We start from the raw sequence: 24,621 nt of genomic DNA, 5'->3' as shown, positions 1-24,621 counted from the left end.
TCGCGACCCGGATACCGCTAGCGAGGCTCCGAGGAGAGGATGAGATCTCCCTTGGTGAGGAAGGGCGCCTCGGGGAAGGCCTTGTAGAAGTCCTCCAACATCGCGTCGAGGTCTGGATAGCGCTGCTCCACCTTGTCCTGGGTCATCTTGTCGAAGATGGCGTCCAGGCCGGAGGGAGCCTCGGGATTGACCTCGGAAGGCAGCGGCGAGCGGCGGCCCGGGATCTGCCCGGTGAGCATCTCGTAGAGCAGGATACCGAGCCCGTAGACGTCGGACGCGGGTCCCGACTCCTTCGCGCGATGCGGCTGGAGCAGTTCGGGCGCCAGGTACACCATGCCACTGGCCCCCACGAAGACCTGGGGCAGACCCTTGGACGCGTCCTGCTCCACCACGCGGCTCAGGCCGAAATCACCCAGCTTCGCGTTGCCGTGCAGATCGAAGAGGACGTTCTCCGGCTTGAGGTTGTGGTGGGTGAGACCCACGGAGTGCGCGGCGCGCAGCGCGTAGGCGAGTTGCAGGAAGCAGCGCAGGGCGAAGGGCACGGGAACGCCCTTGCCCCCGCCCGCCTCCAGCTCTTGCTTGAGGTTGCCCTGCAGCAACTCGAGCACGTAGTAGGGCCGGGCCGACTCCGTGTTCTGGTCCAGCACCTGGACGATGCCGGGATGGCGCACCTGGGCCTGGGCGCACAGCTCCCGCTTGAGCCGCTTGAGCACCTCGCCGCGCTGCAGGAAGGAGAAGTAGCCAAAGATGTCCTTCAACTCCTTGACGCAGATGTCCAACCCGAGCGCGTTGAAGCGGCCCTTGCTGGTGGTGCCCAAGGGTCCGGTGCCGATGGTGTCGAGCTTCTGGTAGCGCTGGTCCAGCAACTCCGCGGCCTTCGCGGCGGGAGGGGACGACACGGGAGAAGGAGACGCGGAGGCGGAAGAAGGCATGGGAGCGGACGAGGCCACGGCGGGGGCGGGAGTCGACGGGAGCGAAACCTCCGTGCGCACACTGGCCACCGGGGGAGGCGCGGCGGCCGGCAGCTCCACCGCGAAGACACCCGAGGGGCGCGAGCGAGGCAGGGCCGGGGGCTCCGCGGTGCGCTTCGCCTCCAGCTCCTCGAGCATGCTGTCCGGCGGAGGCGGCGGGATGCGGGGGTTGATCTCCTCCCCCATCACCGCGGCGGCGTCCTCCAGACCGAGCTGCTCGGCGAAGAACTCCTCCACCTCCTGGATGAACTTCTCCTGTTGGCCGCTGTCCACCGCCTTTTCCCCCAGCTCGGTCAGCCGCAGCTGCGCCTCGCGAGGGTCCAGGGCGATGTAGTGGTACTTGCGCAGGAAGAGGTAGTAGCTGTCGAACTCCAGCGAGACGGACGGCTCGAGGGCGGCCTTCACATCGGCCAGCTTGTTCGAGCGGCCCAACCGGCCGTTCTCCCTCAGGCTCTGGAGGATGAACAGCGCCTCGCCGCAGACGGTGTCGCGGTGGATGGGGGGCGTGGGCATGAGGGGACGGACTCTACGCGGTCGGAGCCCGCCGTCCAATGAACGCCCACACCCGAGGTCTCAGGGAATGTGGAGCAGTTGCTTCACCGTCTCCAGCACTTCCTGGAAACGCACCGGCTTGCGCAGGTAGATGTCCACGCCCAGTTGCATGGCGCGCTCGCGCGCCTCGGGCCCGCCCGCGGAGATGGCCACGACGGGAATGGACTTGAGCGCCTCCTCGGCGCGGATGCGCTCGATGAGGGCGAAGCCGTCCATCACCGGCATGTACAGGTCCGTCATCACCAGGCTGAAGCGGCTGGAGCGCAGGGCCTGGAGCGCGTGGTGGCCGTCGGGAGAGAAGTGCACCTCGAGCGGCACCTGGCCCGCCAGCTCGCCACTCGCCAGCTTCTTGAGCACGTAGCTGTACATCTCGATGATGTGCGGGTTGTCCTCGACGATGAGGACACGATAGCCCTCGGCGGGTATCGCCGTCCGGTCCGATGCGCGGGTCTGTCCTGATGCACTCAAGATGTCACCCAATCGCTGCCGGTCCTGCTCGCGAACCACCCGGATGCCCACACCCGCTGGCGCCTCGGGCGCCACGGGCCGCACCCACGCCACCGTCCCCACGACTTCTACCGGATCCATCAGCCCCGGGAAAGAAAGTGCCAACCCCACCTGCTGTCCCAGCGTGAAGGAACGATCCGTCTGCACGAAGATTCCTCCCCGCGACAGATTCTCCGTCACCTCGGCCAGGCGTGACTGATCCGGGAACCGCACCCGCAGCACGAGCGGCACTCGGGGCTCCTCTCGTTTGTCCTCTGATCCCCGATTCATAACAAAGTGTTGAAATCGCTCGGTATTTCGCTGATGCGGCGCAGTGTAGCGCCGAGGGTTTATGTTGACAACGCGGGCGTCAGGGACTTACGAACCGCCCCGCCATGGCGGAGTCCCTGTTCACCCCTGAAGAGCAGAAGAAGTTCGATGCGCAGATCGCCGAGATCCTGTCGCACTACCCCGCGGATCGGAAGAGCGCAGGAATGCTTCCCGCGCTGAGGGTGCTGCAGGACATCAAGGGCTGGCTGCCTCCCGAGGGCATCAAGCTCGTGGCCAGCGCGCTGGAAGTGCGGCCGGAGCGCGCCTATGAGGTGGCGAGCTTCTACGTGATGTACCACCTCAAGAAGCCCGGCAAGTACGTCATCGACGTGTGCACCAACCTGCCCTGCGCCCTGCGAGGCGCGGAACAGATGCTCGCCTATCTGGAGCGCAAGCTCGGACTCAAGGCCGGTGAGACGACCGAGCGCTTCACCTTGCGCGAGACGGAGTGCCTGGCTTCTTGCGGCACCGCGCCGTGCCTGCAAATCAATGAGGACCACCACGAAAGCCTCGACCGGGCCAAGCTCGATGCCCTGTTCGACAAGCTCTCCTGACCCGCTCCATCAAGGGATCTGATTTCCATGGCGACAACGGCATTCGAACCCGTCATCTCGACCGGCTGGGGCAAGCCCCAGTCCTGGACGATGAATTCGTACAAGCAGCGCGGGGGCTACAAGGGGCTGGAGAAGGCGCTGGAGCTGACGCCCGCGCAGATCATCGACGAGGTGAAGAAGTCCAACCTGCGCGGACGCGGCGGCGCGGGCTTCCCCACGGGGCTCAAGTGGAGCTTCGTCCCCAAGGACAACCCCAAGCCCAAGTACCTCGCCGTCAACGGCGATGAGTCCGAGCCGGGGACGTTCAAGGACCGCAACATCCTCTCGCACGACCCTCACATGTTGCTCGAGGGCATCGCCATCGCGTCCTACGCGCTGAACGTGCACACCTGCTACGTGTACCTGCGCGGCGAGTTCAAGTTCCCGGCGGAGCGCCTGCAGGCGGCCATCCAGGAGGCCTACGCGGCGGGCATCTTCGGCAAGACGCTGATGGGCAAGGACTTCGCGCTCGACTGCTACCTGGTGCGCGGCGCGGGCGCCTACATCTGCGGCGAGGAGACGGCCCTGCTGGAGAGCCTGGAGGGCAAGAAGGGCTGGCCGCGGCTCAAGCCTCCCTTCCCCGCGGTGGTGGGCCTGTTCGGCTGCCCCACGGTGGTCAACAACGTGGAGACGCTCTCGAGCGTGCCCCACGTCTTCACCCGGGGCGCCGCCTGGTACGCGGGCCTGGGGACGGACAAGTCGGGCGGCACGCGCCTCATCTGCCTGTCGGGCACGGTGAACCGGCCGGGCGTCTACGAGGTGCCGCTGGAGACGACCTTCACCCAGCTCATCTTCGACGACAAGTACGGCCGGGGACTGCCCGCGGGGCGCAAGGTGAAGGCGGTGGTGCCCGGAGGCTCCTCGGCCCCCATCCTGAGCCCGGACGAGCTCGACATCGCCATGGAGTTCGAGGCGGTGAAGGTGAAGCAGACCATGGCGGGCTCCGGTGGCGTCATCGTCATGGACGACACCACCTGCATGGTGCGCAGCCTCTGGCGCATCGCGCGCTTCTACGCCGAGGAGTCCTGCGGCCAGTGCACGCCGTGCCGCGAGGGCACGCCCTGGCAGGCGCGCCTGCTGCGGAAGATCGAGGAGGGGCGTGGCGAGCCGGGTGACGTGGAGCACCTGAGCAACGTGGCGTCCTCCATCGCGCCCTACCCGCCCATCGGCCTGGGCAACACCATCTGCGCGCTGGGCGATGCCGCGGCGCTTCCCACCCATTCCTTCCTCATGCGCTTCCGCGACGAGTTCGAGGCGCACATTCGAGAGCACCGCTGCCCGTTCGGCGACAAGCCCTGGGGCGCGTTCGGAGACTGGTCGTGAGCATCGAGCACGTTCTCTTCGGGGTCTTCGCCCTCCTCACGGTGCTGTCGGCCCTGATGGTCATCTTCGCCAAGAGCCCCATCAGCTCCGCCATGTCGCTGGTGGCCACGTTCTTCTTCCTCGCCGGCATCTACGTGCTCCTCTGGGCGCACACGGTGGCGGTGATGCAGGTCATGGTCTACGCGGGCGCCATCATGGTGCTCTTCCTCTTCGTCATCATGTTGCTCAACCTGGGTGAATCCACCCAGGCGGGGCCTCGGCTGACGCTCCCGCGCGTGGCGGGTGGTGCGGCGGCGGCGGGACTGCTGGTGGTGCTGGTGATGGCCATCTGGCGCGTACCCTCCGTCAACACCTTCACGGGACAGCAGGCGGTGAGCGGGGGGTTCGGCACGCTCGCGCGCATCGGTCAAACCATCTTCACCCAGTGGCTGTTGCCCTTCGAGGCCGTCAGCCTGCTGCTGCTGGTGGGCATGGTGGGCGCGGTCGTGGTGGCCAAGTCGCGGATTTGAATCCGTCCCCTTCAACCCTCTGCTAGAAGGCGGGCCCGGGTCCGCCCCCCCCCCCGTCCATCGGCCATGGCCAACTCCGTCGACATCAAATACTACCTCATCCTCGCCGCCATCCTGTTCTGCCTGGGCATGTTCGGCGTGCTCGTGCGCCGCAACGCCCTGGTGGTGTTCATGTGCGTGGAGCTGATGCTCAACGCGGCGAACCTGACGTTCCTGTCCTTCGCGAAGCAGAACGGGGATCTCACGGGCCATGTGTCCGCCTTCTTCGTGATCGCCGTCGCGGCGGCGGAAGCCTCCATCGGGCTCGCCATCGTCATCGCCGTGTTCCGCAGCCGTGGCACCGTCAACATCGAAGAAATCCGGACGATGAAACACTGAGGGTCCGGTCCCTCCTTCCGCCCTAGAGAGCCCTGTCCGACATGGAAGCCCTCAAGTCATTCTTCATGACCGCGCCGGTGGAACCCGCCGTCTTCGCGCAGTCGTTGTGGCTCATCATCGCGCTGCCCCTGTTGGGGGCGTTCGTGTGCGGCGTGTTCGGCAAGAAGCTGGGCCGAGGCAACGTGCACCTCATCGCCTGCGCGACGGTGGCCGGCTCGTTCGTGCTGTCCGCGCTGGCGTTCTGGTGCGTCAACCACGCCCCGCCGGGCGGCAGCCCGGTGTCCATGGAGAACCCCTTCTCCTCCAGCGCCGTGCGCTACGCCATCGGCTACGACTACGGCACCTGGTTCGCCGCCGGGGACTTCCGGGTGAACTTCGGCCTGATGGTGGACCACCTGTCGGGCGTCATGCTGCTGGTCATCACCGGCGTGGGCTTCCTCATCCACGTCTACTCCACCAGCTACATGGAGCACGACGAGAGCGGCTGGCGCTACTTCTCCTACCTCAACCTCTTCATCGCGGCGATGCTCACGCTGGTGCTCGCCGACAACCTCGTGCTGCTGTTCGTGGGCTGGGAGGGCGTGGGCCTCGCGAGCTACCTGCTCATCGGCTTCTGGTACACGGACGCGGCCAAGGCCTGGGCGGGCCGCAAGGCGTTCGTCACCAACCGCATCGGCGACTTCGCCTTCCTCATCGCCTCGTTCCTGCTCGTGCTGCTGGTGAGCGCCTTCAGCACCCAGGCGAACGTGGGGAACTACGCCACGGTGGGCGTGAACGCCGAGGCGGCCCAGGCACGCTACCGCGAGGGTTTGGAGCTCAAGGGTCCCCTGAGCTTCCCGGGGCTGGAGATCCTGGCCAACGCCGTGCCGACCACGACGGAGAACAACACGCAGGCCGCGCTCTCGCTGCAGACGACCATCCAGGAGGGACCGCTCGCGGGCCGTACCTTCGGGGGCGTGCTGACGGTGACGCTGCTGCTGTTCCTGCTCGGCGCCGCGGGCAAGAGCGCCCAGTTCCCGCTCTACGTCTGGCTGCCGGACGCCATGGCCGGCCCGACGCCCGTCTCCGCCCTCATCCACGCGGCGACGATGGTGACCGCGGGCGTCTACCTCTTCTGCCGCATGAGCTACCTGCTGGTGCTCAGCCCCACGGCCATGCTGACGGTGGCCATCATCGGCGCCTTCACCGCGCTGCTCGCGGCGCTCATCGCCTTCGCGCAGGACGACATCAAGAAGGTGCTCGCCTACTCCACCGTGTCCCAGCTGGGTCTCATGTTCATGGGCGTGGGCACGGGCATCTTCTGGGCGGCGGTGCTGCACCTCGTCACCCACGCCTTCTTCAAGGCCTGCCTCTTCCTGGGCGCCGGCAGCGTGATGCACGGCAACGGGGATGAGACGGACATCAAGAAGCTGGGCGGCCTGCGCGGCGAGATGAGGACCACGTGGTGGACGTTCCTCGTCGCCACGCTGACCATCACCGGCATCCTCCCCTTGTCCTCCGGCTTCTTGTCCAAGGACGCCCTGCTGCACGGCGTGCACCACAACCATCTGGTCGGCTTCGAGGGCGCGGCCACCGCGCTCTACGTCGTGGGACTCGTCATCGCGTTGTGCACGGCCTTCTACATGACGCGCGTGTACGTCCTCACCTTCGAGGGCGAGCGCTCCAAGGAAGCCCGTGTCGCCCATGCCCACGAGAGCTCCCGCTACATGACGGTGCCGCTCGTCATCCTGGCCTTCCTCAGCATCGCGGCGCTGTGGTACGCGCTGCCGCTGATGCCGGGCCGCAGCGGCATCAAGCAGCCGGTGATGGAGAACTTCCTCGGCCCCGTGTTCGCCAGCGCCGAGCGCATCGCCGCCCGGGGCGCGCAGGTGAAGCTGGACCACAGCCTGCCCTCGGGCCTCGACTACGCCATCGCCTGGGTCACGGCGCTGGTGGGCGGCGGTCTGGCGGCGTTCGCCTATCGCAAGTACTTCCCCGCGCGGGCTGGCACGCCGGCGCCGGTGTGGGCCCGCTCGGTGCGCCGCTTCACGCAGAACAAGTTCTACGTGGATGAGGTGTACGACTTCCTCATCATCCGGCCGGTCAAGGGGGTGGGCACCATCGTGTTCAAGATGGTGGAGACCGTCATCGACAAGGGGTTGGTGCACGGCACGGCGTGGGTCACGAACTTCGCGGGCATCACGCTGCGCTACCTGCAGACGGGAGACGCCCAGGCCTACGCCACGGTCATGGCCCTGGCCCTTCTCGGCGGCGCGGTCTACGCGATCATCCAGGTGCTCAATTGAGCTTCTTCGACACCCATCTGCTCAACGTCGTCGTTTATCTGCCGCTGCTCTTCGCGGCGCTCGTGGCCCTCCTGCCCTCGGGCGAGCGCGGACAGATCCGCGCCGTCACGCTCATCGGCATGGCCGTGGACCTGGCGCTCGGCGTCTGGGCCTACGTCCGCTTCGAGCCGGGCGGTTCCGAGTTCCAGCTCGAGTACCGGGCCCGGTGGCTCGAGCAGCTCGGCGCCAGCTACCACGTGGGCGTGGACGGCCTGTCCATCAGCCTGGTGCTGCTGACCGTATTCCTCGGCCCGGTGGTGGTGCTCGCGTCGAGCACGTCCATCACCGAGCGAGTGAAGGAGTTCCATCTCTCCCTGCTGCTCCTGCAGGTGGTGATGATGGGCGCGCTGGTGTCGCTGGACGTGCTGCTCTTCTACATCTTCTGGGAGGCGATGCTCATCCCCATGTACCTGCTGGTGGGCGTGTGGGGCGGTGAGGATCGCCAGATGGCGGCGCTGAAGTTCTTCCTCTACACGCTGGCGGGCTCGCTGCTGATGCTGGTGGCGATCGTCGCGCTCTACTTCATCAGCAGCACGCCGGGGACGCGCTCCTTCGACTACGCCACCCTCTACAACAACCTGGTGGTGGCCAACCGCGACATCTCCGCGTGCCTGGGCATGGCGGGCCGGGACTGCACGCAGCTCGACGGCATGGGGGGCATCCTGTTCCGCTGGGGACCGTGGATGTTCGCCGCCTTCGCGCTGGCCTTCGCCATCAAGGTGCCCCTCTTCCCGTTGCACACCTGGCTGCCGGATGCCTACGTGCAGGCGCCCTCGGGCGGCTCCGCGCTGCTCTCCGGCATCATGGCGAAGATTGGCCTCTACGGCTTCTGGCGCTTCGCCATCCCCTTCTTCCCGGCGGCGGCGCACCAGGCCCGGCCGGTGCTGGCCGCGCTCGCGGTGGTGGGCATCATCTACGGCGCGCTCATGTGCCTGGCGCAGCGGGACGTCAAGAAGCTCCTCGCCTACTCCTCGGTGAGCCACCTGGGCTACTGCATGCTCGGCCTGGTGGCCCTCACGGGTGAGGGTGCCAGCGGCAGCGCCTACCAGATGCTCAACCACGGCGTGTCCACGGGCGCGCTGTTCCTCCTGTTCGGCTTCCTCCAGGAGCGGCGCAACTCGCGGCTGATGTCCGACTACGGCGGCATCGCCAAGGTGGTGCCGGTGTACACGGCCGCCTTCCTCATCATCACCTTCTCGTCCCTGGCGGTGCCGGGCACCAACGGCTTCGTGGGTGAGTTCCTCATCCTCCTGGGCACCTTCAAGAGCAGCCTGGGCGTGGGCTTCGGCGTGTTCGCCACCGTGGGCGTCATCCTCGGCGCGGTGTACCTGCTGTGGATGGTCCAGAAGGTCTTCCTGGGCCCCCTCACCCACCGCGACAACCAGAACCTGTCGGACCTGAACGCCCGCGAGTTCGTCACCGTGCTGCCCTTCCTGGTGCTGGTGGTGGTCATGGGACTGATGCCGCAGCCCTTCCTGGATCGCATCAACCCCGCCACGGAGCGTTTCGTCGCGCGCGCCAGCCTGGGCGCTCCCGGCGCCCGTCCCGCTGGAGACGTGAACATCACGGTGAAGGGTCTGCCGCCCGCCGCCGAGGCCGCCGCTCCCCATGCCCAGCCGGCGGGTCCACTCGCCGACCGGCGCTAGTCGAGACTTGTCCATCATGAATCTGCCCAATCTCACCTCGGCGGACTTCCTCCCCCTCCTGCCCGCCATCATCCTGGTGCTGGGCGCGTGCGCCCTGCTGATCTCGGAGGTGTTCCTCTCCGTCGGCTCGTCGCGCGGCTACCAGGCGGTCCTGGCGACCCTGACGTCCGTCATCGCCGGCGCCGTGTCGCTGCGGCTGCTGTTCGAGCCCGCTCGCGAGGTGTTCCTCGGCTTCGGCGCGTTGGACCCCTTCTCCAGCTTCCTCACCTTCATCGTCTGCGTGGCGCTGGCGCTGGCCACCCTCACCTCGGCCAACTTCCTGCGCCGCCGGGGCGCCGAGCGCGGTGAGTTCTACGCGCTGATGCTCTTCGCGGGCGCGGGCATGAGCCTGCTGGGCGTGTCCAACGAGCTCATCACCGTCTTCATCAACATCGAGGTGCTGTCCATCTCGACGTACGCGCTCACGTGCTTCCTGCGGCGTGGCACGCGTCCGAGCGAGGCGGGTTTCAAGTACTTCATCCTCGGCGCCTTCTCCTCGGCGGTGTTGCTCTACGGCTCGGCGCTGCTCTATGGCGCCGCGGGCACGACGCTGCTGTCGAACATGGCGGAGCCGCTGCGCGCCGCCATGGGCACCCATGCGCCGCTCATCTACGCGGGCGCGGTGCTGGTGGCCGCGGGCTTCGCCTTCAAGGTGGCCGCGGTGCCCTTCCACATGTGGACGCCCGATGTCTACGAGGGCGCGCCCACGCCCGTCACCGCCCTCATGAGCGCTGGCGTGAAGGCCGCCGCCTTCGTGGCGCTCGTGCGCGTGTTCGTCACCGTGGGCAGTGGCATCAGCGCGAAGCTGCCCTTCGCCCTGTTCTCCACCCTGGCGCTGCTCACCATGATCGGCGGCAACCTGCTCGCCCTCCCGCAGCGCAACGTGAAGCGCATGCTGGCCTACTCCTCCATCGCCCACGCCGGCTACCTGCTGCTGGGCGTGGCCGCGCTCTTCACCGTGCATCCGGGACAGGAGTTCAAGCTGCTCGGGCCCACGGCGCTCGTGGGCGCCAGCGTCCAGGCCGTGGCACGCACCGAGGCCCTGCGAGGCATCCTCTTCTACCTGCTCGCCTACACCGTCACCACCATGGGCGCCTTCGGCATCGTGTCCCTGGTGGAGCGGCGCGAGGACGAGGAGAAGGGCACCGCGTGGGATCGCGAGCGGTTGAGCGGACTCGCGCAGCGCCGCCCGGGTTGGGCCTTCGCCATGGCCGCCTTCATGCTGTCGCTGGCGGGCATTCCTCCCACCGTGGGCTTCATGGGCAAGCTGATGCTCTTCCGCGCCGCGGTGGACTCGGGCCTCGTCGGGCTCACCATCGTGGCGGTGCTCTCCAGCGCGGCCGGCGCCTACTACTACCTGCGCGTGGTCATCTACATGTACATGCGCCCGGTGCCCGAAGGCGCTCACCCGCTCGAGCGCGCGTGGATGACGGAGCTGGTGCTCGTCATCTCCACCGTGGCCGTGGTGCTGCTGGGCATCATCCCCGGACCCGTCGGCGAGTGGATCGTCCAGGCCGGTACGCTGCTCGGCCGCTGAGTCCTACACGCCTCCGGTAGCATCCCCGCCCGGGCCCTCGCGCCCGGGCGTTTTCGTTTCCGGAGGCAGCGGCCCACGCATCTCCTGGGTGCGCATGATGACTCGCGCTCCCGCCCCGCCGAGCCGGGCTTCGAGCACCGCGTCTCCCGTCACCACACGCAGTTCGTCCACGTCATCCAGTTCGCGAAAGCCCGCCTCCAGCAACACCCGTGCATGCGCGGGCGTCGCCGCGAAGAGAGAGCGCACCACGCCCTCTCGCGGTCGTACCCACATCCACCCGCCGCGAACATCCTCGGGGTGCTCGGGGTCCACCAACCGGCGGAGCCAGTGCGTCTCCGGATGCTCCGCGAATCGATTCAGTTTGCCCGGAATCAGTCCAAAGGTCCGGGTCAAGGCGGAGATGTCCGCTTCGGCCAGGGAACTCACCTCGAGCCGCCCGGAAGCCCGGGGAAGCGTCTCCACCTGCCGCCGAGTCACGCGCCAGGTAGTCTCCAGCCGTCCCGCCGTCATGCCGAGTGACTGGTACAGCGCGAGCGCGGGCACATTGTCCGGCCGCACGTACAACATCCACTCACGACAGCCCTGCTCCTGGAACCACGAGGCGAGACCTTCCATCACCGCTCGCCCCATGCCCCGCCGCCGCTGCTCCCGCTCCACCACCAGGTTCACCACGTAACCCATCTGACCGAGCACATCGATCGTGGCGTAGGCCATGGGCCGCCCGGGCCCATCCACGAAGAAGGAGCGCTTCATCAAGCCCGCCTCCCACACTTCCAAGCGGGGCGGTGGATCCTCGATGCCGAGTTCAGTGAAGAGGCGCACGAAGTCCGGATGGTCTTCCGCCCGCGCGGACCTCAAGCAGAACCTGTCGATGTTCCTGGCTGGCACAAAAGAAGGCGGCCCGGTCACCTCGGAAAGGGGACCGGGCCGCAGGTTCTTCTCAAGAAGCGCATCGGAAGGCTGAAGGCGGTGGGGGGGAACCTCCTTCAATCTCGCATCGATGTGCTTCGTCAGGAGGCTTTAGCACTCGTCGTGCCATGCCCCGCGGCACACGAAAACCCAAGGATTCCCACCACTTGGAGCCAGGAAGCTTCCCCTGACGCCTCGTCCGCTTTCACCCCTGCATTGCAGCGATGAAATGGCGTTTCACCGGTGAAAAACCGGGCGGGAGCGCGCCCAAAAGAAGGCGGCCCGGCACCCTCCGAAGAGGGCAACCGGGCCGCGGGTTCTTCTCGAGAAGCTCATCAGAAGGGCTGAAGGCGGTGGGGGGGAACCTCCTTCGGCCAGCTTCGACATGCTCCGTGTCCTGAGCTTTAGCACTCGTCGTGCCATGCCCCGCGGTACACGAAAACCCAAGGATTCCCACCACTTGGAGCCAGGGAGCTTCCCCTGACGCCTCGCCCGCTTTCACCCCTGCATTGCAGCGATGAAATGGCGTTTCACCGGTGAAAAACCGGGCGGCGGAGCGCCCAAAAGAAGGCGGCCCGGTCACCTCGGAAAGGGGACCGGGCCGCAGGTTCTTCTCAAGAAGCGCATCGGAAGGCTGAAGGCGGTGGGGGGGAACCTCCTTCAATCTCGCATCGATGTGCTTCGTCAGGAGGCTTTAGCACTCGTCGTGCCATGCCCCGCGGCACACGAAAACCCAAGGATTCCCACCACTTGGAGCCAGGAAGCTTCCCCTGACGCCTCGCCCGCTTTCACCCCTGCATTGCAGCGATGAAATGGCGTTTCACCGGTGAAAAACCGGGCGGGAGCGCGCCCAAAAGAAGGCGGCCCGGCACCCTCCGAAGAGGGCAACCGGGCCGCGGGTTCTTCTCGAGAAGCTCATCAGAAGGGCTGAAGGCGGTGGGGGGGAACCTCCTTCGGCCAGCTTCGACATGCTCCGTGTCCTGAGCTTTAGCACTCGTCGTGCCATGCCCCGCGGTACACGAAAACCCAAGGATTCCCACCACTTGGAGCCAGGGAGCTTCCCCTGACGCCTCGTCCGCTTTCACCCCTGCATTGCAGCGATGAAATGACGTTTCACCGGTGAAAAACCGGGCGGCGGAGCGCCCAAAAGAAGGCGGCCCGGCCCCCTCAGAAAGGGGACCGGGCCGCGGGTTCTTCTAAAGGAACTCATCGGAGCGCTGAAGGGGTGGGGGGGAACCACTTCATCGCCGCATCAATGTGCTCTGTCCGTAGGCTTTAGCACATGCCATGCCAGGGCTATCGGACCCGGGGGGTTCAATCATTTCAAGTACTTGGCGTTGTGGTTGCCCCCAGGGGCCATCCGGTGCGCCTTGCAGGTCTGCAACGCATTTGCAGGACTGCAAAAGCTCAATCATCCCGGACGCTTATACGTTTCAGCAATGAACCCGCCATTTCAGATCCGATATACGGGCTCAATCGCGGTGTTCTCCCCCCGCGGGGCGCAGATTCAGGCGCTTCATCTTGCGCCACAAGGTCGTGGACGAGACCGCCAGTTCCTCGGCGACCCGGCCCAGGTCCGTCTGATAGCGCTCCAAGGCCTGGGCGATCGCCCGCCGCTCGGCCTCCTCCACGGACTCGGCGAGCGTGGGCAGCCGGGCACTGACATCCGTGGTGAGCGGCGCGGGCGGGGCCTCGGGTCCCCCTCCGAGCATCCGCGTATTGGGACGCAGGGGGAAATCCTCGGGCAGCAGCTCTTCTCCCTCGGACAGCGCCGCCGCCTGCTCCACCAGGTTCTCCAGCTCGCGCACGTTGCCCGGGAAGCTGTGCCCCATCAGGTGCTCCACCGCCGAGGTGGACAGCCGCTTCGGGTTGGGACTGCGCGCGTTCGCGCGCTTGAGGAAGTGCTCGGCCAGGGCGGGCACGTCCTCCAGGCGCTCGCGCAAGGGCGGCACCCGCAGCGTCACCACGTTGAGCCGGTAATAGAGATCCTGCCGGAAGCGCTTCTCGCGGACCTCCAGCTCGATGTCGCGGTTGGTGGCGGCGACGATGCGCACGTCCACCTTCACGGCGACGGACTCGCCCACGCGCCGCACCTCGCCGTCCTGCAACGTGCGCAGCAGCTTGGACTGGAAGGCGGGGGTCGTTTCCGTCACCTCGTCGATGAAGAGCGTGCCTCCGTCCGCTTCCTCCACGAGGCCCCGGCGCGCCCGCACCGCGCCCGTGAAGGCGCCCTTGGCGTGGCCGAAGAGCTCGCTCTCCAGCAGCGTCTCGGAGATGGCGGCGCAGTTGACCGGCACGAAAGGCATGCTCTTGCGCCGGCTGTGCGCATGCACCGCGCGCGCGACGAGCTCCTTGCCCGTGCCGCTCTCGCCCTGCACCAGCACCGTGGCGTCGCTCTGGGCCACGCGCATGAGCCGCGACGACAACTCGTTCATCGCCGGGCTGCGGCCCACCAGCGCGCTCAAACCGTGACGCTCGTTGAACTCCCCGGCCAGCATGTCCACCGTGGCTTGCAGCCGCGCCCGCTCCTGCGCGCGCTCCACCCGGTAGCGCAGCTCCCCTTCCTTGAAGGGCTTGGTGACGTAGTCGAACGCTCCCTGGCGCATGGCCTCCACCGCGCTCTCGATGGAGCCAAAGGCCGTCATCATGATGACCTGCAAGCGAGGGCTCACCTCCAGCGCCTTCTTGAGGAGGGTGAGCCCGTCCATGGGCTCCATCTTCAAGTCGGTCAGCATCAGATCCACGCGCGCGTTGGCCAGCGTCTGCAGGGCTTCCTCGCCCGTGGCGGCCTCGAGCACGTGGTAGCCCTCCGAGCGCAGGAGGAGCGCGGTGGTGGCGCGCATGTTGCGCTGGTCATCGACGACCAGGATGCGGCCGCGAGGAAGAGAGGCGTCGTTCACGGAGGACTCGTCGGCTGGGAAAGGGGAAGACGGATGGAGAAGACGGTGCCACGGCCCAGCGTGCTCGCCAGGAAGACCTCACCGTGGTGCTCCTCGATGATGCGTTTGACGACCGCGAGGCCCAGGCCCGTGCCCTGGGCCTTGGTGGTGAAGAACGGCTCGAAGACGCGGTGGAGGAGTTCGTTGGGAATGCCGCACCCCTGGTCCACCACGTCCGTGCGCAGGTAGGGGCGGCCGTCGTGCGATTCGCGGCGGGCGGACACGCGGATGACGCCGCCCTGCGAGGACATGGACTGGATGGCGTTGACGAGCACGTTGACGAGCGCCTGGCGGATGAGGCGCCGATCCAACGGCACCCGGGGCAGGTCCTCGGCCACGTCGATGGTGGTGGTGACCTGGCTGGGGCTGCCCTGCTGTCCCCACGCCGACTCCACGGAGTCCTGGAGCAGGCGCGCCACGTCCTCGGGCTGGCGGATGGGCTCGCGCGGACGGGTGTAGTCCAGCAAGTCACTCACCATGCGGTTGAGCCGATCACTCTCCTCCGCGAGGATGTCCAACAGCATGGCCGCGTCGCCGTTGGGATTGAGCAGGCGGCGCAACGAGGCCACGGCGTTGAAGATGACGCCCAGGGGGTTGCGCACCTCGTGGGCCACGATGGCGGACAGCTCTCCGAGCGCGGCCAGGCGCTCGCGCTTGACCATCTCCGCGCGCGCCGCGGCCAGCTCCGCGTAGGAAGCCCACAACGACTCGTAGAGACGCGCGTTGGCGATGGCCAGGGCGATCTGCCCGCAGGTGGCCTCGGCCAGCTCCAGCAGCGAAGGCGGGAAGACCCGCTGCCGGCGGGCGTCGGCCACCACCACCACGCCGATGAGTTCCTCGCGCGAGGTGAGCGGCAGGCCGAGCATGGACTTGGGACGGAAGCGCAGGGCGAGCTCACTGCGCGCCACGTCCTCGTGCTTGGACACATCCGAGAGCACGATGAACTGGCGCTCCCGGGCCACGCGCGCGGCGAGCGTGGGCGAATCGGCCACCGACACCGAGGCGCCCCGGAAGGCATTGCGCTGGGTGGTGGAGGCGGTCGCGCCCCGCAGGACGTTGGTCTGCTCGTCGTACAGGAAGATGAAGCAGTCGGACACGTCCAGCAGCCGCACGAGGAAGTCCGAGGCCACGTCCAGGATGCTCGCCACCTCCAGGGTGGCCGCCGTGGTACGCGCCATGTCCAGCAACAGGCGCGAATCGGAGAGCTGCCGCGCGGACTCGACGCGCAGGCGGTGCTGGTCCATCAACATCATCAACAACTCGGCCAGCGTGCCCAACAACCGCAGGTCATCCGGGCCCAGGGGCCGCTCCGGTCCCCGCAGCACCCGCAGCAGCCCCTGGCGCAACCCCCCCTGGGACAGGTGCACCGACGCCCCCTGGCCCAGGCGAGCCCCGGAGGCCTCACGCCAGACGCGCGCCTCCTCCTCGCCCAACGGCTCCACGCTCCGGGGCGGGGCCTCGGACGGCAGCGGCCCCTCCAGCACCGCGAAGGCCTTTTCCAGGGCCGCGTCCAGGCCCACCCGGGCCACGAGGCGCCATTCGTCCCGCTCGGATGACACGGGCACATGCAACACCGCGGCCTCGGCGCCCAGCAGCGAGGCCAGCCGGGAGAGGAATTCATCGAGCGAGGGAGGCTCGGGCAGGGCGATGAACCGCGCCGTCTCCGCCACGACCGACATCTCCCACCGGCCGCGCTCCACATCCGCCAGCATCCGCGCGTCCGCGAGCGCCGCGCCCACCACCTTGGCGAAGAGCGCCAGCACCGGGCCGTACGCGGGCGTCAACTCCCCGCCGGACGCCCTCAACACCTCCGCCGGCGGCGTGCCGATCGGCAGGTAGACGGACGTGAACGGCTTCTGGTCGGGGCCAAAGAGGGGCCACCCCTCGGCGAGCGCCCGCCGCCCCAGCGCGCCGTCCTCCTCGGAGAGAACCCCCCCGGGTTCCGAGAACCGCTCGCCCTCATGGGCCAGGAAATGCGCGGTGAGGTTCGCGCGAGCCAGGCCCTCCACCACGAGCCGCCGCACCGCGTCCTCCGAACGCGCCGCCACGAGCTCGGCGGAGGTCTCCACCAGACGCTCGGCGACCTGCAATTCCCCGGGCCGCTCCCCCAGGATGAGGTGGTTGCAGAGCATGGCCCAGCCGCTGTCCTCCAGCTCCACCTCCTGCACATGCACCGCCAGCTCGCGCGGCCCCACGCCGGGACGCGGCGGCAACATGTAGCGCCGCGGCGCGTTCTCCTTCAGCATCCCCTGCTCGCGCTGCTGGTAGCGCGCCAGGAGCCTCGCGCGATCCTCCGGGTAGAGGAAGTCGAAGAAGGAGCGGCCCTCCACCTCCTCGCGGCCCACGCCCAGCATCTCCACGTAGGCCTCGTTGGCCAGGCGGATGCGCCCCTCCTGCACCACGGCGATGGGGTTGGTGAGGCTCTCGATCAGGCGCCGCAGGGCCGCCTCGCTATAGCGATTCTTCGTCATGCGCGCCGCAGCACCCGCTTCTCTCCGACCCGAAGCGTCACCTTCTCGCGGTCGAAGTGCTCCGATAGGGGAATGACGAACTTCCGGCTCTGCCCCACCAATTCCTTGAAGCCCTGGGTGGAAATCTCCTTCTTCTCGCGGAGGTAGGCAATCAACCGCTCCTTGAGCCCGGCCAGGGCGCTCGCGTCGAAGAAGAGCTCCTCGCTCACCCCCACCACCCGGCCCTCCGCCATCGCCACCCGGAGCAACTCCCGGACTCGCGGGGCGGGGAGCCTCAAGCGCTCGGCCAGCTCCGTGAGCGTGGGCGGCGCGAGTCCCGCCGCGCTCAAATCCGCCACCAGACGCGTGCGCGCCGCGTCCTCGTCCAGCGACAACGTCCGCCCCCGCCCCTTGAGGCGCACCGTCTCCTTCTCGCCCTCCACCTGTCCCCCCTCCACCAGGGACTGGACCAGCCGGGTGAAGACACGGGGCTCCAGCTCGCCGGACAGGCGCTGACGCAGCTCCTCACGCGACAGGCCCTCGCGCAGCGGCTCGCGCTCGTGGAAGGCCGCCAGCAGCGCCAGGGCCCGCTCCCGCAGCCCCGCGAAGACCTCGCCCGACAGGTAGAGGCGTCGCTCTCGATCCATCAGCAATACCTCCCCCCGGGCCCCCAGCGGCTCCAGCACCCGCGATAATACCCTGGGTGCCAGCGCGGAACGGGCGAAGAGTTCCCGCCAGGTGAGTCCGCGGTAACCCGCCTGCCGCAAGAGCCACGCCACCTGGATGCCTGGCTCCGCCTCCACGAGGGGTGCCACCACCCGCGCGCCCCCTCTTCGACGGCGAGGAGGGGTGATGGAGAGCACCCGCCCGCCCGCCAGCGTCGCCCCCCGGCCCGGCAACGCGCGCGAGCCCCGGAGGATGAAGCGCTGACCCGGCAGGGCCGCCACCGGCACGCTCAGCCGCAACTGCGCGAGCCCCGTCTCGCCCGGCTCCAGACGCTCCAGATCCAACAGCGCCACCGTGGCCTCCACCCGCGCGGTGCCCAGGTGCAGGAACAGCTTGCGGCGCCGCGGCAGGGCCTCCGGCGCCGCGGCCAGCAGGCTCACCTCCACGTCCAGCATGGACGTCTCGGGCACCTCGCCCGCCTTCACCAGCACGCCCCCCCGCGACAGGGCCTCGGTCTCCACTCCCGCGAGATTCACCGCCGTGCGCTGTCCCGCCACCGCCCGGGGCACCGGCGCGCCGTGCACCTGCAATCCCCGCACGCGCCAGGGACCGGGGAGCCCCGGCAACACCGACACGGCATCCTCCAGCGCGAGCTCGCCCGACAGGAGCGTGCCCGTCACCACCGAGCCAAACCCCTTGAGGCTGAAGGCGCGATCCACCGGAAGGAAGGCGGGACCCTCGGCGAAGCGTTGGGGCACCTCCCGGGCGGCCTGGACGAGCTCGGCGCGCAGGGCGTCCAGGCCCTCGCCCGTGCGAACGGAGACGGGCACCACCGGGCGTCCCTCCAGGAAGGTCCCCGCCACGAGCGTGGCCACGTCCGCCTCCACCAGCGCGCGCCACTCGGCGCCCAACCCCTCGAGCAGATCCGCCTTGGTGAGGGCGACGACCCCCGTCCTCACGCCCAGCAGCCGGCAGATGTCCAGGTGCTCGCGCGTCTGGGGCATCACCCCCTCGTCCGCCGCCACCACCAGCACCGCCAGGTCCACGCCCCCGGCCCCCGCCGCCATCGCCTTGACGAAGCGCTCGTGCCCGGGCACGTCCACCACCCCCGCCACCGAGCCGTCCCCGAGCGTCAGGTGCGCGAAGCCCAGCTCCAGGGTGATGCCTCGGCGCTTCTCCTCCGGCAGCCGGTCCGTGTCGATGCCGGTGAGCGCCTTGACCAGCGACGTCTTGCCGTGATCGATGTGCCCCGCGGTGCCGATGATCATCTCGCCCGGCGCATCCCCCCGCTCAGGGGCTCACGCCCCCGCCTTGTCCGGGTCCACATCGAAGCGCCCATCCTCGACCACCTCCTCGTAGTCCCACGGGAAGACGACGAGGGCCTCGGTGGACAGCGCGTGGAAGTCCGGAGAGAAACCATCGGGCCGGCAGATGAGGGTGGTGTTCTTCACCTCGCGCGCGCCCACCTTGAGCGCGAGCGCCGTGGCCAGCTCCAACGTGTCGCCGCTGGCGGCCACGTCATCCACGATGAGCACGCGCTTGCCCTTGAGCTCCTTGGGCATGTCCCCGGTCAGCTTCGGATTGCTCGAGGACTTGTCGCGGCTGCGGCGGCTGATGCGCACCGGGAAGAACTCGACGCCGAGCGCGCTGGACAACGCGCCGCCCACGAACACGCCGCCATGCGCCACTCCCACCACCGCCTGGGGCGCATAGGACTGACGGATGGAGCGCGCGAGCGTCTGGACCGCCCGATCGAAATCCATCCAGGTCAGCTCCTGGATGCGCTTCTTCGAGCGCGACTGATCCCGCCCGGTGGGCTGACGCGGCGCTTCGACCTGGGGCGCGAGCACCAGGTCCGACGGAATGGAGACGAGCTTCTCCACCTGATGGGATGAGGGCTTACCCTTCGTGCCCTTGGGCTGCGCCCGTTTGGTGGCCACGGTGAGGACTCCAGAAGGTGAGATGAGAGGTGCGGAGACGGCGTCATACCCTGGGAGGCGCATGCCCGCCACTGTCCGCCAGGAGCCTCGCTCGTCAGCTCGCCGCCTGGTCCATCACCGCCAGGATCTCCTGGATTTCCTCGCCGGTGACCACGTAGTGCGTGGTGCAGAAGTGACAGTCCGCCTCCGCCTTGCCGTCCTTGGCGAGGATGTCCAACAGCTCCTCGCGGCCCAGCGACACCAACGCCCGCTTGACCCGGTCCTTGCTACAACTGCACGTGAAGGAGACGGGGTAGCGGGACATGACCTCCAGGTCCGACTGGGGCACGAGCGCCTTGAGCAGGGCGGACGTCCCCTGGCCGGCGAGCGCCCGCACGGTGGGCTCGAAGTCCTGGGCGAGCCGGTCCCCGAGCGTCCGGAAGGTCTGAGTGTCCCCATTGGGCAGCGGCTGCAGGAGCAGACCGGCCACGAGCCCCAGACGCTCCTCCCCCTCCGGCAGCACGGTGAGGTAGACGCGCGAGGGCACCTGATCCGAGATGGTGAAGTAGCGCTCCAGGTCCTTGGCCAGGTCGAAGCTCTCCAGCTCCACCGCGGAGCGGTAGTTCTCCCCATCCCCCAGGGCGCGTAGCACCGAGAGGAAGCCCTTGTTCCCCAGCACCGGACGCCAGTGATACTCGCCGTCCAGGCCCTCGTGGGACACGAGCGGATTCTTCGCGTAGCCCCGCAGCACGCCCGACCCATCCCCGTCCACGAAGAGGCCGCGCAGGGGCCCGTCACACTCCAACTGGAGGTTGATGCGCGAGTCGTTCTTCTGCAGCGCGGCGAGCAGCGCCCCCGCGGTGAGCGCCTGCGCCATCAACGAGGCCGACGCCGAGGACGAGCGGTGCAGTTCCCGCGCCCGGCGCGACAGAGCGCCCGTGGTGACGAGCACCACGCGCAGGTCGGACTCCTTCAACAATCCACTGACGAGTTCATCGGCCATAAGGGGAAGTAGCGTGCCGTTCCCGAGAGCGCTCGCCAATGACAATGCGCATGCCCCCACCCAGGGCCGGTCTCCCCGGCTGGGCCCCGGTCAGGGGGGCACTTGGGAGACTCGCATCACCCCGGCTGATACCTCCGTGTGCCGAATGGGCCTCTTCTGATGGTGGAAAATCCTACCTGGCCCCTGGGACGGGCTATAACGCGCCGTCCGAATGATCCTCGGCGCGGTCTTGGCCGCGCGAAGTCCGGAGTCCCCATGAGCACCCAAGCCGCCGCCGCCGCCCTCCCCCAGAAGACACCGCTCCTCCAGTCCCGTCTGGGCTCGTTCCTCGCCGTGGTACCGCTGAGCATCTGGGTGGTGAACCACCTGTGGGACAACCTCGCCGCCTTCCAGGGCGCCCAGGCCTGGCAGACCGCGGTGACCGAGTACAAGCACCCCTACTCGCAGATCCTCACCTTCATCATCGTGCTGCTGCCCCTGCTGTTCCACACGGGCTGGGGCATCGTGCGACTGCTGAGCTTCCGGCCCAACAACCTCGCCTACAACAACTACGGCAACCTCAAGTACATCCTCCAGCGCATCGCCTCCGTGGGCGTGCTCGCCTTCCTGGGCGCCCACATCTGGCTGGCCTTCCTCCAGCCGCGGCTCGTGTACGGCGCGGTCGAGCCCTTCGCCGCCATCTCCTATGAGATGCGCTGGCACCCGCCCACGCTCATCGTCTACACGCTGGGCATCCTCGGCACCGCGTACCACCTGGCCAACGGCCTCCAGGGCTTCGCCATGGGCTGGGGCCTGCTCGCCAGCGAGCGCTCCATGCGCCGCTTCGAGCCGTGGACCATCGTCATCTTCCTCGTGCTGCTGGCGATGGGCTGGGGCGTGCTCTACGCCATGTTCCAGGCCGGCGGCACCGAGGCCATCATGCAGGCGCGCGAAGCCATCGTTCGGACCCGGGGCGACATGCACTGAGCGCCCCCCCCGGGGCGCTTCTGGACCCGCCGCGAAAACACAACGGCCGCCCCGGTTTCCCGGAGCGGCCGTCGTCGTTTCCAGAGCCCTCGCGGGCCTAGAACGGAATGTCGTCGTCCCCGCCGCCGCCAGCGCTCATGTGGCCACCGCCATCGTCCATGGGCGGGCCCGAGCCGTAGTCGTCGTAGCCGCCCTGGCTCTGGCCACCGCCCCGCTGCTGCGAGTAACCGCCTCCGCCGCCCCGACCGCCACCGCCGCCGCTCGCGCCGGCGCCATCACGGCCACCGAGGAACGTCACGCCGCTGGCCACCACCTCGGTGGTGTAGTTCTTGCGGTTTTCCTTGTCGGTCCACTCGCGCGTCTGCAGGCGGCCCTCGATGTAGCACTGGCGGCCCTTCTTCAAATACTCACCGCACAGCTCCGCGAGCTTGCCCCACACCACGATGCGGTGCCACTCGGTGCGCTCCTGCTTCTGGCCGTTCTTGTCGGTCCAGTTGTCGCTGGTCGCGATGCGGAAGTTGGCCACCGCCTGCCCACCCGGGGTGAAGCGCACTTCCGGGTCCGCCCCCAGGTTGCCAATGAGGATGACCTTGTTGACGCCTCCAGCCATGATGCCGTCCTTTCGTCGAGCACCGGCCCACCACGGGCCGGTTACCTACATCCAAGAGCGGGAATGCCACCCGCGCCACTTCTCTGCCTAGCATAAGGGGCTGACACCCACCTGAACAGGGGTTCAACCCCTCTCTCTTCCCGGACGCCAGGAAGGAGGGCGGACAAGTGGGCGGGGCATCACCCTCCGGGACGGCTCTCGGCGGTCGTCGGCTTGGAAGCGCCGGGCGCGACGACGGTGGGCGCCAGGGGCTGGGCGAGGGACGTCGTGGGCTTGGGCGCCTTGGCCTCGGCGACCTGCCGCGACAGCGTCCCCTCCAGCGAGCGGGCGAAGTCGGCCAGCTTCGGGTCCGAGGCGCCCATGCTCTTGCGCAGCGACTTCCAGAACGGGTGCTCCGACTCGGCGGCCTGGACGAAGCCACGCGACAGCAGTTGGGTCGTCGCGTCCCGATCCCGGTCCGTCGCGGTGCGCAGCGCCAGCACCAGCTCCTCGGGCGCCGTGCGGGCCACCGCGCCCAGGCCCTCGGTCATCTCGTTCTCGGCGAGCGCGTCTCCCGAGGAAGCCCCCGCCAGCTCCACCACGCGGCTGAGCGCCTCGGCGTTGCCACTGGCCGCCAGCTCCACGAGGCTGCCCAGGCCCGGCACCTCCACGGACAGCTCCCGCGCCACGCCCCGCAGCCGACCGTACACCTCCGAGCCCGCCGAGTAGCTGTCCAGGAGCGTGCGCACCCCGAGGTAGTCCTGGGGGTTGCTCTGGTAGAGGCCCTCGGCCACCACCGCGCGCACCGCGGGATCCTTCTCGCTGCGCCACGCCGTGCGCAGGAAGCCGATGTTGCGCGGATCCCGCTGGCTGGTGAGCGCCAGGTACGTCTTCACCCGGCTGCTCACCTCGGCCATGGGGCTGTTCGGCTTCTCCTCGCTCGCCAGTTCCGCCACGGCCTGGCCCGGCCCGATGTGCGAGCCCACCGAGGCCACCGCCGTGCCCAGCGCGTCCAGTCCCCGCACCACCGGTCCCGAGCGGCCCGGGTAGTCGTTCACCATCATGGAGAAGATGAACTTCTCACCACCGGCCGCCTGCACGTAGCCGCTCAGGGCCGACACGTTCTCCAGCGTGCCCGTCTTGGCGCGCAGCCGGCCCACGGCCTCGGTGCCGTCGAAGCGGTAGCGGAGCGTGCCGTCCTTGCCCGCGATGCCCAGCGAGGACAGGTACTCGGGCGCGAGCGGGAAGCGCTCGTACATGTAGCGCAGGAGCTTGTCGAACTGAGTGGCGGAGAAGCGGTTGGTGTCGTTGAGCCCGCTGCCGTTCTTCATCACGTAGGTGCCGCGGGGGATGCCCACCTCGCGCGCGAGGAAGTCCTCCACCACGTCCAGGCCCTTGGCGAAGGAGCCCGGAGCCCCCCGCGCCTCGGCGCCCATCGTCTTGAGGAGCATCTCGGCGATGAAGTTGCTCGACATCTTGTTGAGCTTCTTGAGGACGATGTCGAGGGTGTCCGATTGCGCCACGAACACGAGCTTCGCCCGGGGCGGAGTGACGCCCGGCTTCACCTTGCCCTTCACCTTGATGCCGCGCGCGGTCAGCATCTGCTTGAGCGTCTGGCCGAAGTACATGGGCGGGTTGTCGATCTTCTTCCACACGCTCATGGCGCCACCGCCGTGGGGCACCTGGCCGCGCACCAAGATCTTCTGCTGCGCGCCCGCCGCGTCCGAGGCCACCGAGAAGCGCCGCGCCCGCTTGTCCCCCGTGGTGAGCGTGCTCTCCACCACGAAGTAGTCGCTCGGCGGCTCCAACTCCACCACGCCCTTGGCGCCCGGCTGATCCCCGGAACGCAGGTACACGCCCACCGCGTTCCAGTTGAGGCTCAACGCCCCCGTGGGCGCCATGTAGGCGCGATCCGTGTCCTCCTGGTCGAAGCCCGAGGGCGTGCGCTCGGCGTCGAACCACGCGTCGTCCACGATGATGTCCTGCACCTCGCGCAGGCCCGTGTGGAACAGGTCCCCCGTCATGACGAACAGGCGCTCGGTGGTGACGAACGGATCCCCCTTGCCCCGCACGTAGAGCGTCTTGGCCTTGATGCCATCGGACTCGGACTCGACGAGGAATTCCGTCTCGAAGCGGTACTCGGACCCGAGCGTGGTGAGCGCCGCCGCGCTCGTGACGAGCTTCACGTTGGAGGCGGGGTTGAGCAATTCGTCCGCGTTGTGGCTGAACACCACCGAGCCGTCATCCAGGCTCATCATGTGGACGGCGACACGGCTGGCATTGAGCGGTTCGCGCCGCAACACCTCCATCAAGGACGCCTTGAGGGCCTCGCGCTCGGCGCGCTTCTTGTCATCCGCCGCCGCACCCACGCGCGGCTGTGCGACGAAAAGGGCAACCGTCACGGCCAAGAATGTTCTGGCTCGGGGGACCTGCACACACTCTCCGGAGGGGGAAGGAGGAGACCATTATGGAAGGCGACCCCCAGCGCTTCA

Annotated in this window: 18 protein-coding genes; 8 read left to right on the top strand and 10 right to left on the bottom strand. The window is 68.3% G+C overall.

Features of this window, described 5'->3' with window-relative positions; translation table 11 throughout:
* Positions 1-17 precede the first annotated feature (17 nt).
* Both MEBOL_RS22875 and MEBOL_RS22870 read right to left on the bottom strand, forming a co-directional pair.
* On the bottom strand, positions 18-1,484 hold the full coding sequence (locus tag MEBOL_RS22875; RefSeq protein WP_095979445.1) for a serine/threonine-protein kinase: 1,467 nt from the start codon (positions 1,482-1,484) through the stop codon (positions 18-20).
* A gap of 60 nt (positions 1,485-1,544) precedes the next feature.
* The gene (locus MEBOL_RS22870; RefSeq protein WP_095979444.1) at positions 1,545-2,300 is read right to left on the bottom strand and encodes a TIGR02266 family protein; all 756 of its coding nucleotides are present in this window, start codon (positions 2,298-2,300) and stop codon (positions 1,545-1,547) included.
* Between the two features lie 104 nt (positions 2,301-2,404).
* Between MEBOL_RS22870 and MEBOL_RS22865 the strand changes: the two genes are divergently transcribed.
* The 7 genes from MEBOL_RS22865 to MEBOL_RS22835 all read left to right on the top strand — a co-directional run bounded on the left by MEBOL_RS22865 (position 2,405) and on the right by MEBOL_RS22835 (position 10,688).
* Entirely contained in the window at positions 2,405-2,893 is a 489-nt protein-coding gene (locus tag MEBOL_RS22865; protein ID WP_095979443.1) for an NADH-quinone oxidoreductase subunit NuoE family protein, read from the top strand.
* A 27-nt stretch (positions 2,894-2,920) separates the two neighbouring features.
* Positions 2,921-4,255, top strand: a complete 1,335-nt coding sequence (gene nuoF / locus MEBOL_RS22860) for an NADH-quinone oxidoreductase subunit NuoF (RefSeq protein WP_095979442.1) — start codon at positions 2,921-2,923, stop codon at positions 4,253-4,255.
* On the top strand, positions 4,252-4,764 hold the full coding sequence (locus MEBOL_RS22855; protein WP_095979441.1) for an NADH-quinone oxidoreductase subunit J: 513 nt from the start codon (positions 4,252-4,254) through the stop codon (positions 4,762-4,764). The genes nuoF and MEBOL_RS22855 overlap by 4 nt, the downstream gene beginning before the upstream one ends.
* A gap of 66 nt (positions 4,765-4,830) precedes the next feature.
* The gene (nuoK, locus tag MEBOL_RS22850) at positions 4,831-5,142 is read left to right on the top strand and encodes an NADH-quinone oxidoreductase subunit NuoK (protein ID WP_095979440.1); all 312 of its coding nucleotides are present in this window, start codon (positions 4,831-4,833) and stop codon (positions 5,140-5,142) included.
* A gap of 41 nt (positions 5,143-5,183) precedes the next feature.
* Positions 5,184-7,427: an NADH-quinone oxidoreductase subunit L gene (nuoL, locus tag MEBOL_RS22845; RefSeq protein WP_095979439.1), complete on the top strand. Its 2,244-nt coding sequence runs from the start codon at positions 5,184-5,186 to the stop codon at positions 7,425-7,427.
* Positions 7,424-9,112 carry a complex I subunit 4 family protein gene (locus tag MEBOL_RS22840; RefSeq protein ID WP_095979438.1) on the top strand — a complete coding sequence of 563 codons (1,689 nt, stop codon included), beginning with the start codon at positions 7,424-7,426 and terminating at the stop codon, positions 9,110-9,112. Before nuoL ends, MEBOL_RS22840 begins: the two co-directional genes overlap by 4 nt.
* Before the next feature lie 16 nt (positions 9,113-9,128).
* Positions 9,129-10,688: an NADH-quinone oxidoreductase subunit N gene (locus MEBOL_RS22835; protein WP_095979437.1), complete on the top strand. Its 1,560-nt coding sequence runs from the start codon at positions 9,129-9,131 to the stop codon at positions 10,686-10,688.
* A 3-nt stretch (positions 10,689-10,691) separates the two neighbouring features.
* Here MEBOL_RS22835 and MEBOL_RS22830 read toward each other — a convergent pair whose 3' ends face one another.
* The 6 genes from MEBOL_RS22830 to hslO all read right to left on the bottom strand — a co-directional run bounded on the left by MEBOL_RS22830 (position 10,692) and on the right by hslO (position 20,574).
* The gene (locus tag MEBOL_RS22830) at positions 10,692-11,510 is read right to left on the bottom strand and encodes a GNAT family N-acetyltransferase (RefSeq protein WP_157775375.1); all 819 of its coding nucleotides are present in this window, start codon (positions 11,508-11,510) and stop codon (positions 10,692-10,694) included.
* A 1,559-nt stretch (positions 11,511-13,069) separates the two neighbouring features.
* A complete protein-coding gene (locus MEBOL_RS22825; RefSeq protein WP_095979435.1) occupies positions 13,070-14,497 on the bottom strand; it encodes a sigma-54-dependent transcriptional regulator in 1,428 nt (475 codons plus the stop codon).
* Complete coding sequence (locus MEBOL_RS22820; RefSeq protein ID WP_095979434.1) at positions 14,494-17,007, bottom strand: ATP-binding protein; 2,514 nt, start codon at positions 17,005-17,007, stop codon at positions 14,494-14,496. The genes MEBOL_RS22825 and MEBOL_RS22820 overlap by 4 nt, the downstream gene beginning before the upstream one ends.
* Positions 17,004-18,920, bottom strand: a complete 1,917-nt coding sequence (gene selB, locus MEBOL_RS22815) for a selenocysteine-specific translation elongation factor (protein WP_095979433.1) — start codon at positions 18,918-18,920, stop codon at positions 17,004-17,006. Before selB ends, MEBOL_RS22820 begins: the two co-directional genes overlap by 4 nt.
* A 30-nt stretch (positions 18,921-18,950) precedes the next feature.
* Positions 18,951-19,592, bottom strand: coding sequence for a phosphoribosyltransferase (locus tag MEBOL_RS22810; protein WP_095979432.1), 642 nt, complete (start codon positions 19,590-19,592; stop codon positions 18,951-18,953).
* A 94-nt stretch (positions 19,593-19,686) separates the two neighbouring features.
* Positions 19,687-20,574 (bottom strand): Hsp33 family molecular chaperone HslO, encoded by an 888-nt coding sequence (gene hslO / locus MEBOL_RS22805; protein WP_095979431.1) that lies wholly within the window; start codon positions 20,572-20,574, stop codon positions 19,687-19,689.
* Between the two features lie 255 nt (positions 20,575-20,829).
* Here hslO and MEBOL_RS22800 point away from each other — a divergent pair, with 255 nt between their 5' ends.
* Positions 20,830-21,540, top strand: a complete 711-nt coding sequence (locus tag MEBOL_RS22800; RefSeq protein WP_095979430.1) for a succinate dehydrogenase/fumarate reductase transmembrane subunit — start codon at positions 20,830-20,832, stop codon at positions 21,538-21,540.
* 97 nt (positions 21,541-21,637) lie between these two features.
* Here MEBOL_RS22800 and MEBOL_RS22795 read toward each other — a convergent pair whose 3' ends face one another.
* Positions 21,638-22,150, bottom strand: a complete 513-nt coding sequence (locus tag MEBOL_RS22795) for a single-stranded DNA-binding protein (RefSeq protein WP_095979429.1) — start codon at positions 22,148-22,150, stop codon at positions 21,638-21,640.
* A gap of 179 nt (positions 22,151-22,329) precedes the next feature.
* Complete coding sequence (dacB, locus tag MEBOL_RS22790; RefSeq protein WP_095979428.1) at positions 22,330-24,564, bottom strand: D-alanyl-D-alanine carboxypeptidase/D-alanyl-D-alanine endopeptidase; 2,235 nt, start codon at positions 24,562-24,564, stop codon at positions 22,330-22,332.
* Between the last annotated feature and the right edge of the window lie 57 nt (positions 24,565-24,621).

Source organism: Melittangium boletus DSM 14713 (genome assembly GCF_002305855.1).
GTDB lineage: Bacteria > Myxococcota > Myxococcia > Myxococcales > Myxococcaceae > Cystobacter > Cystobacter boletus.
Note: the sequence above shows the minus strand (reverse complement) of the source record. Positions and strands in the feature narration are given on the sequence as shown.

Coding starts and splice junctions, on each gene's coding strand:
- MEBOL_RS22875 (WP_095979445.1), bottom strand. CDS start 1,484: ATGCCCACGCCCCCCATCCACCGCGACACCGTCTGCGGCGAGGCGCTG.
- MEBOL_RS22870 (WP_095979444.1), bottom strand. CDS start 2,300: ATGAATCGGGGATCAGAGGACAAACGAGAGGAGCCCCGAGTGCCGCTC.
- MEBOL_RS22865 (WP_095979443.1), top strand. CDS start 2,405: ATGGCGGAGTCCCTGTTCACCCCTGAAGAGCAGAAGAAGTTCGATGCG.
- nuoF (WP_095979442.1), top strand. CDS start 2,921: ATGGCGACAACGGCATTCGAACCCGTCATCTCGACCGGCTGGGGCAAG.
- nuoK (WP_095979440.1), top strand. CDS start 4,831: ATGGCCAACTCCGTCGACATCAAATACTACCTCATCCTCGCCGCCATC.
- nuoL (WP_095979439.1), top strand. CDS start 5,184: ATGGAAGCCCTCAAGTCATTCTTCATGACCGCGCCGGTGGAACCCGCC.
- MEBOL_RS22835 (WP_095979437.1), top strand. CDS start 9,129: ATGAATCTGCCCAATCTCACCTCGGCGGACTTCCTCCCCCTCCTGCCC.
- MEBOL_RS22820 (WP_095979434.1), bottom strand. CDS start 17,007: ATGACGAAGAATCGCTATAGCGAGGCGGCCCTGCGGCGCCTGATCGAG.
- selB (WP_095979433.1), bottom strand. CDS start 18,920: ATGATCATCGGCACCGCGGGGCACATCGATCACGGCAAGACGTCGCTG.
- hslO (WP_095979431.1), bottom strand. CDS start 20,574: ATGGCCGATGAACTCGTCAGTGGATTGTTGAAGGAGTCCGACCTGCGC.
- MEBOL_RS22800 (WP_095979430.1), top strand. CDS start 20,830: ATGAGCACCCAAGCCGCCGCCGCCGCCCTCCCCCAGAAGACACCGCTC.
- MEBOL_RS22795 (WP_095979429.1), bottom strand. CDS start 22,150: ATGGCTGGAGGCGTCAACAAGGTCATCCTCATTGGCAACCTGGGGGCG.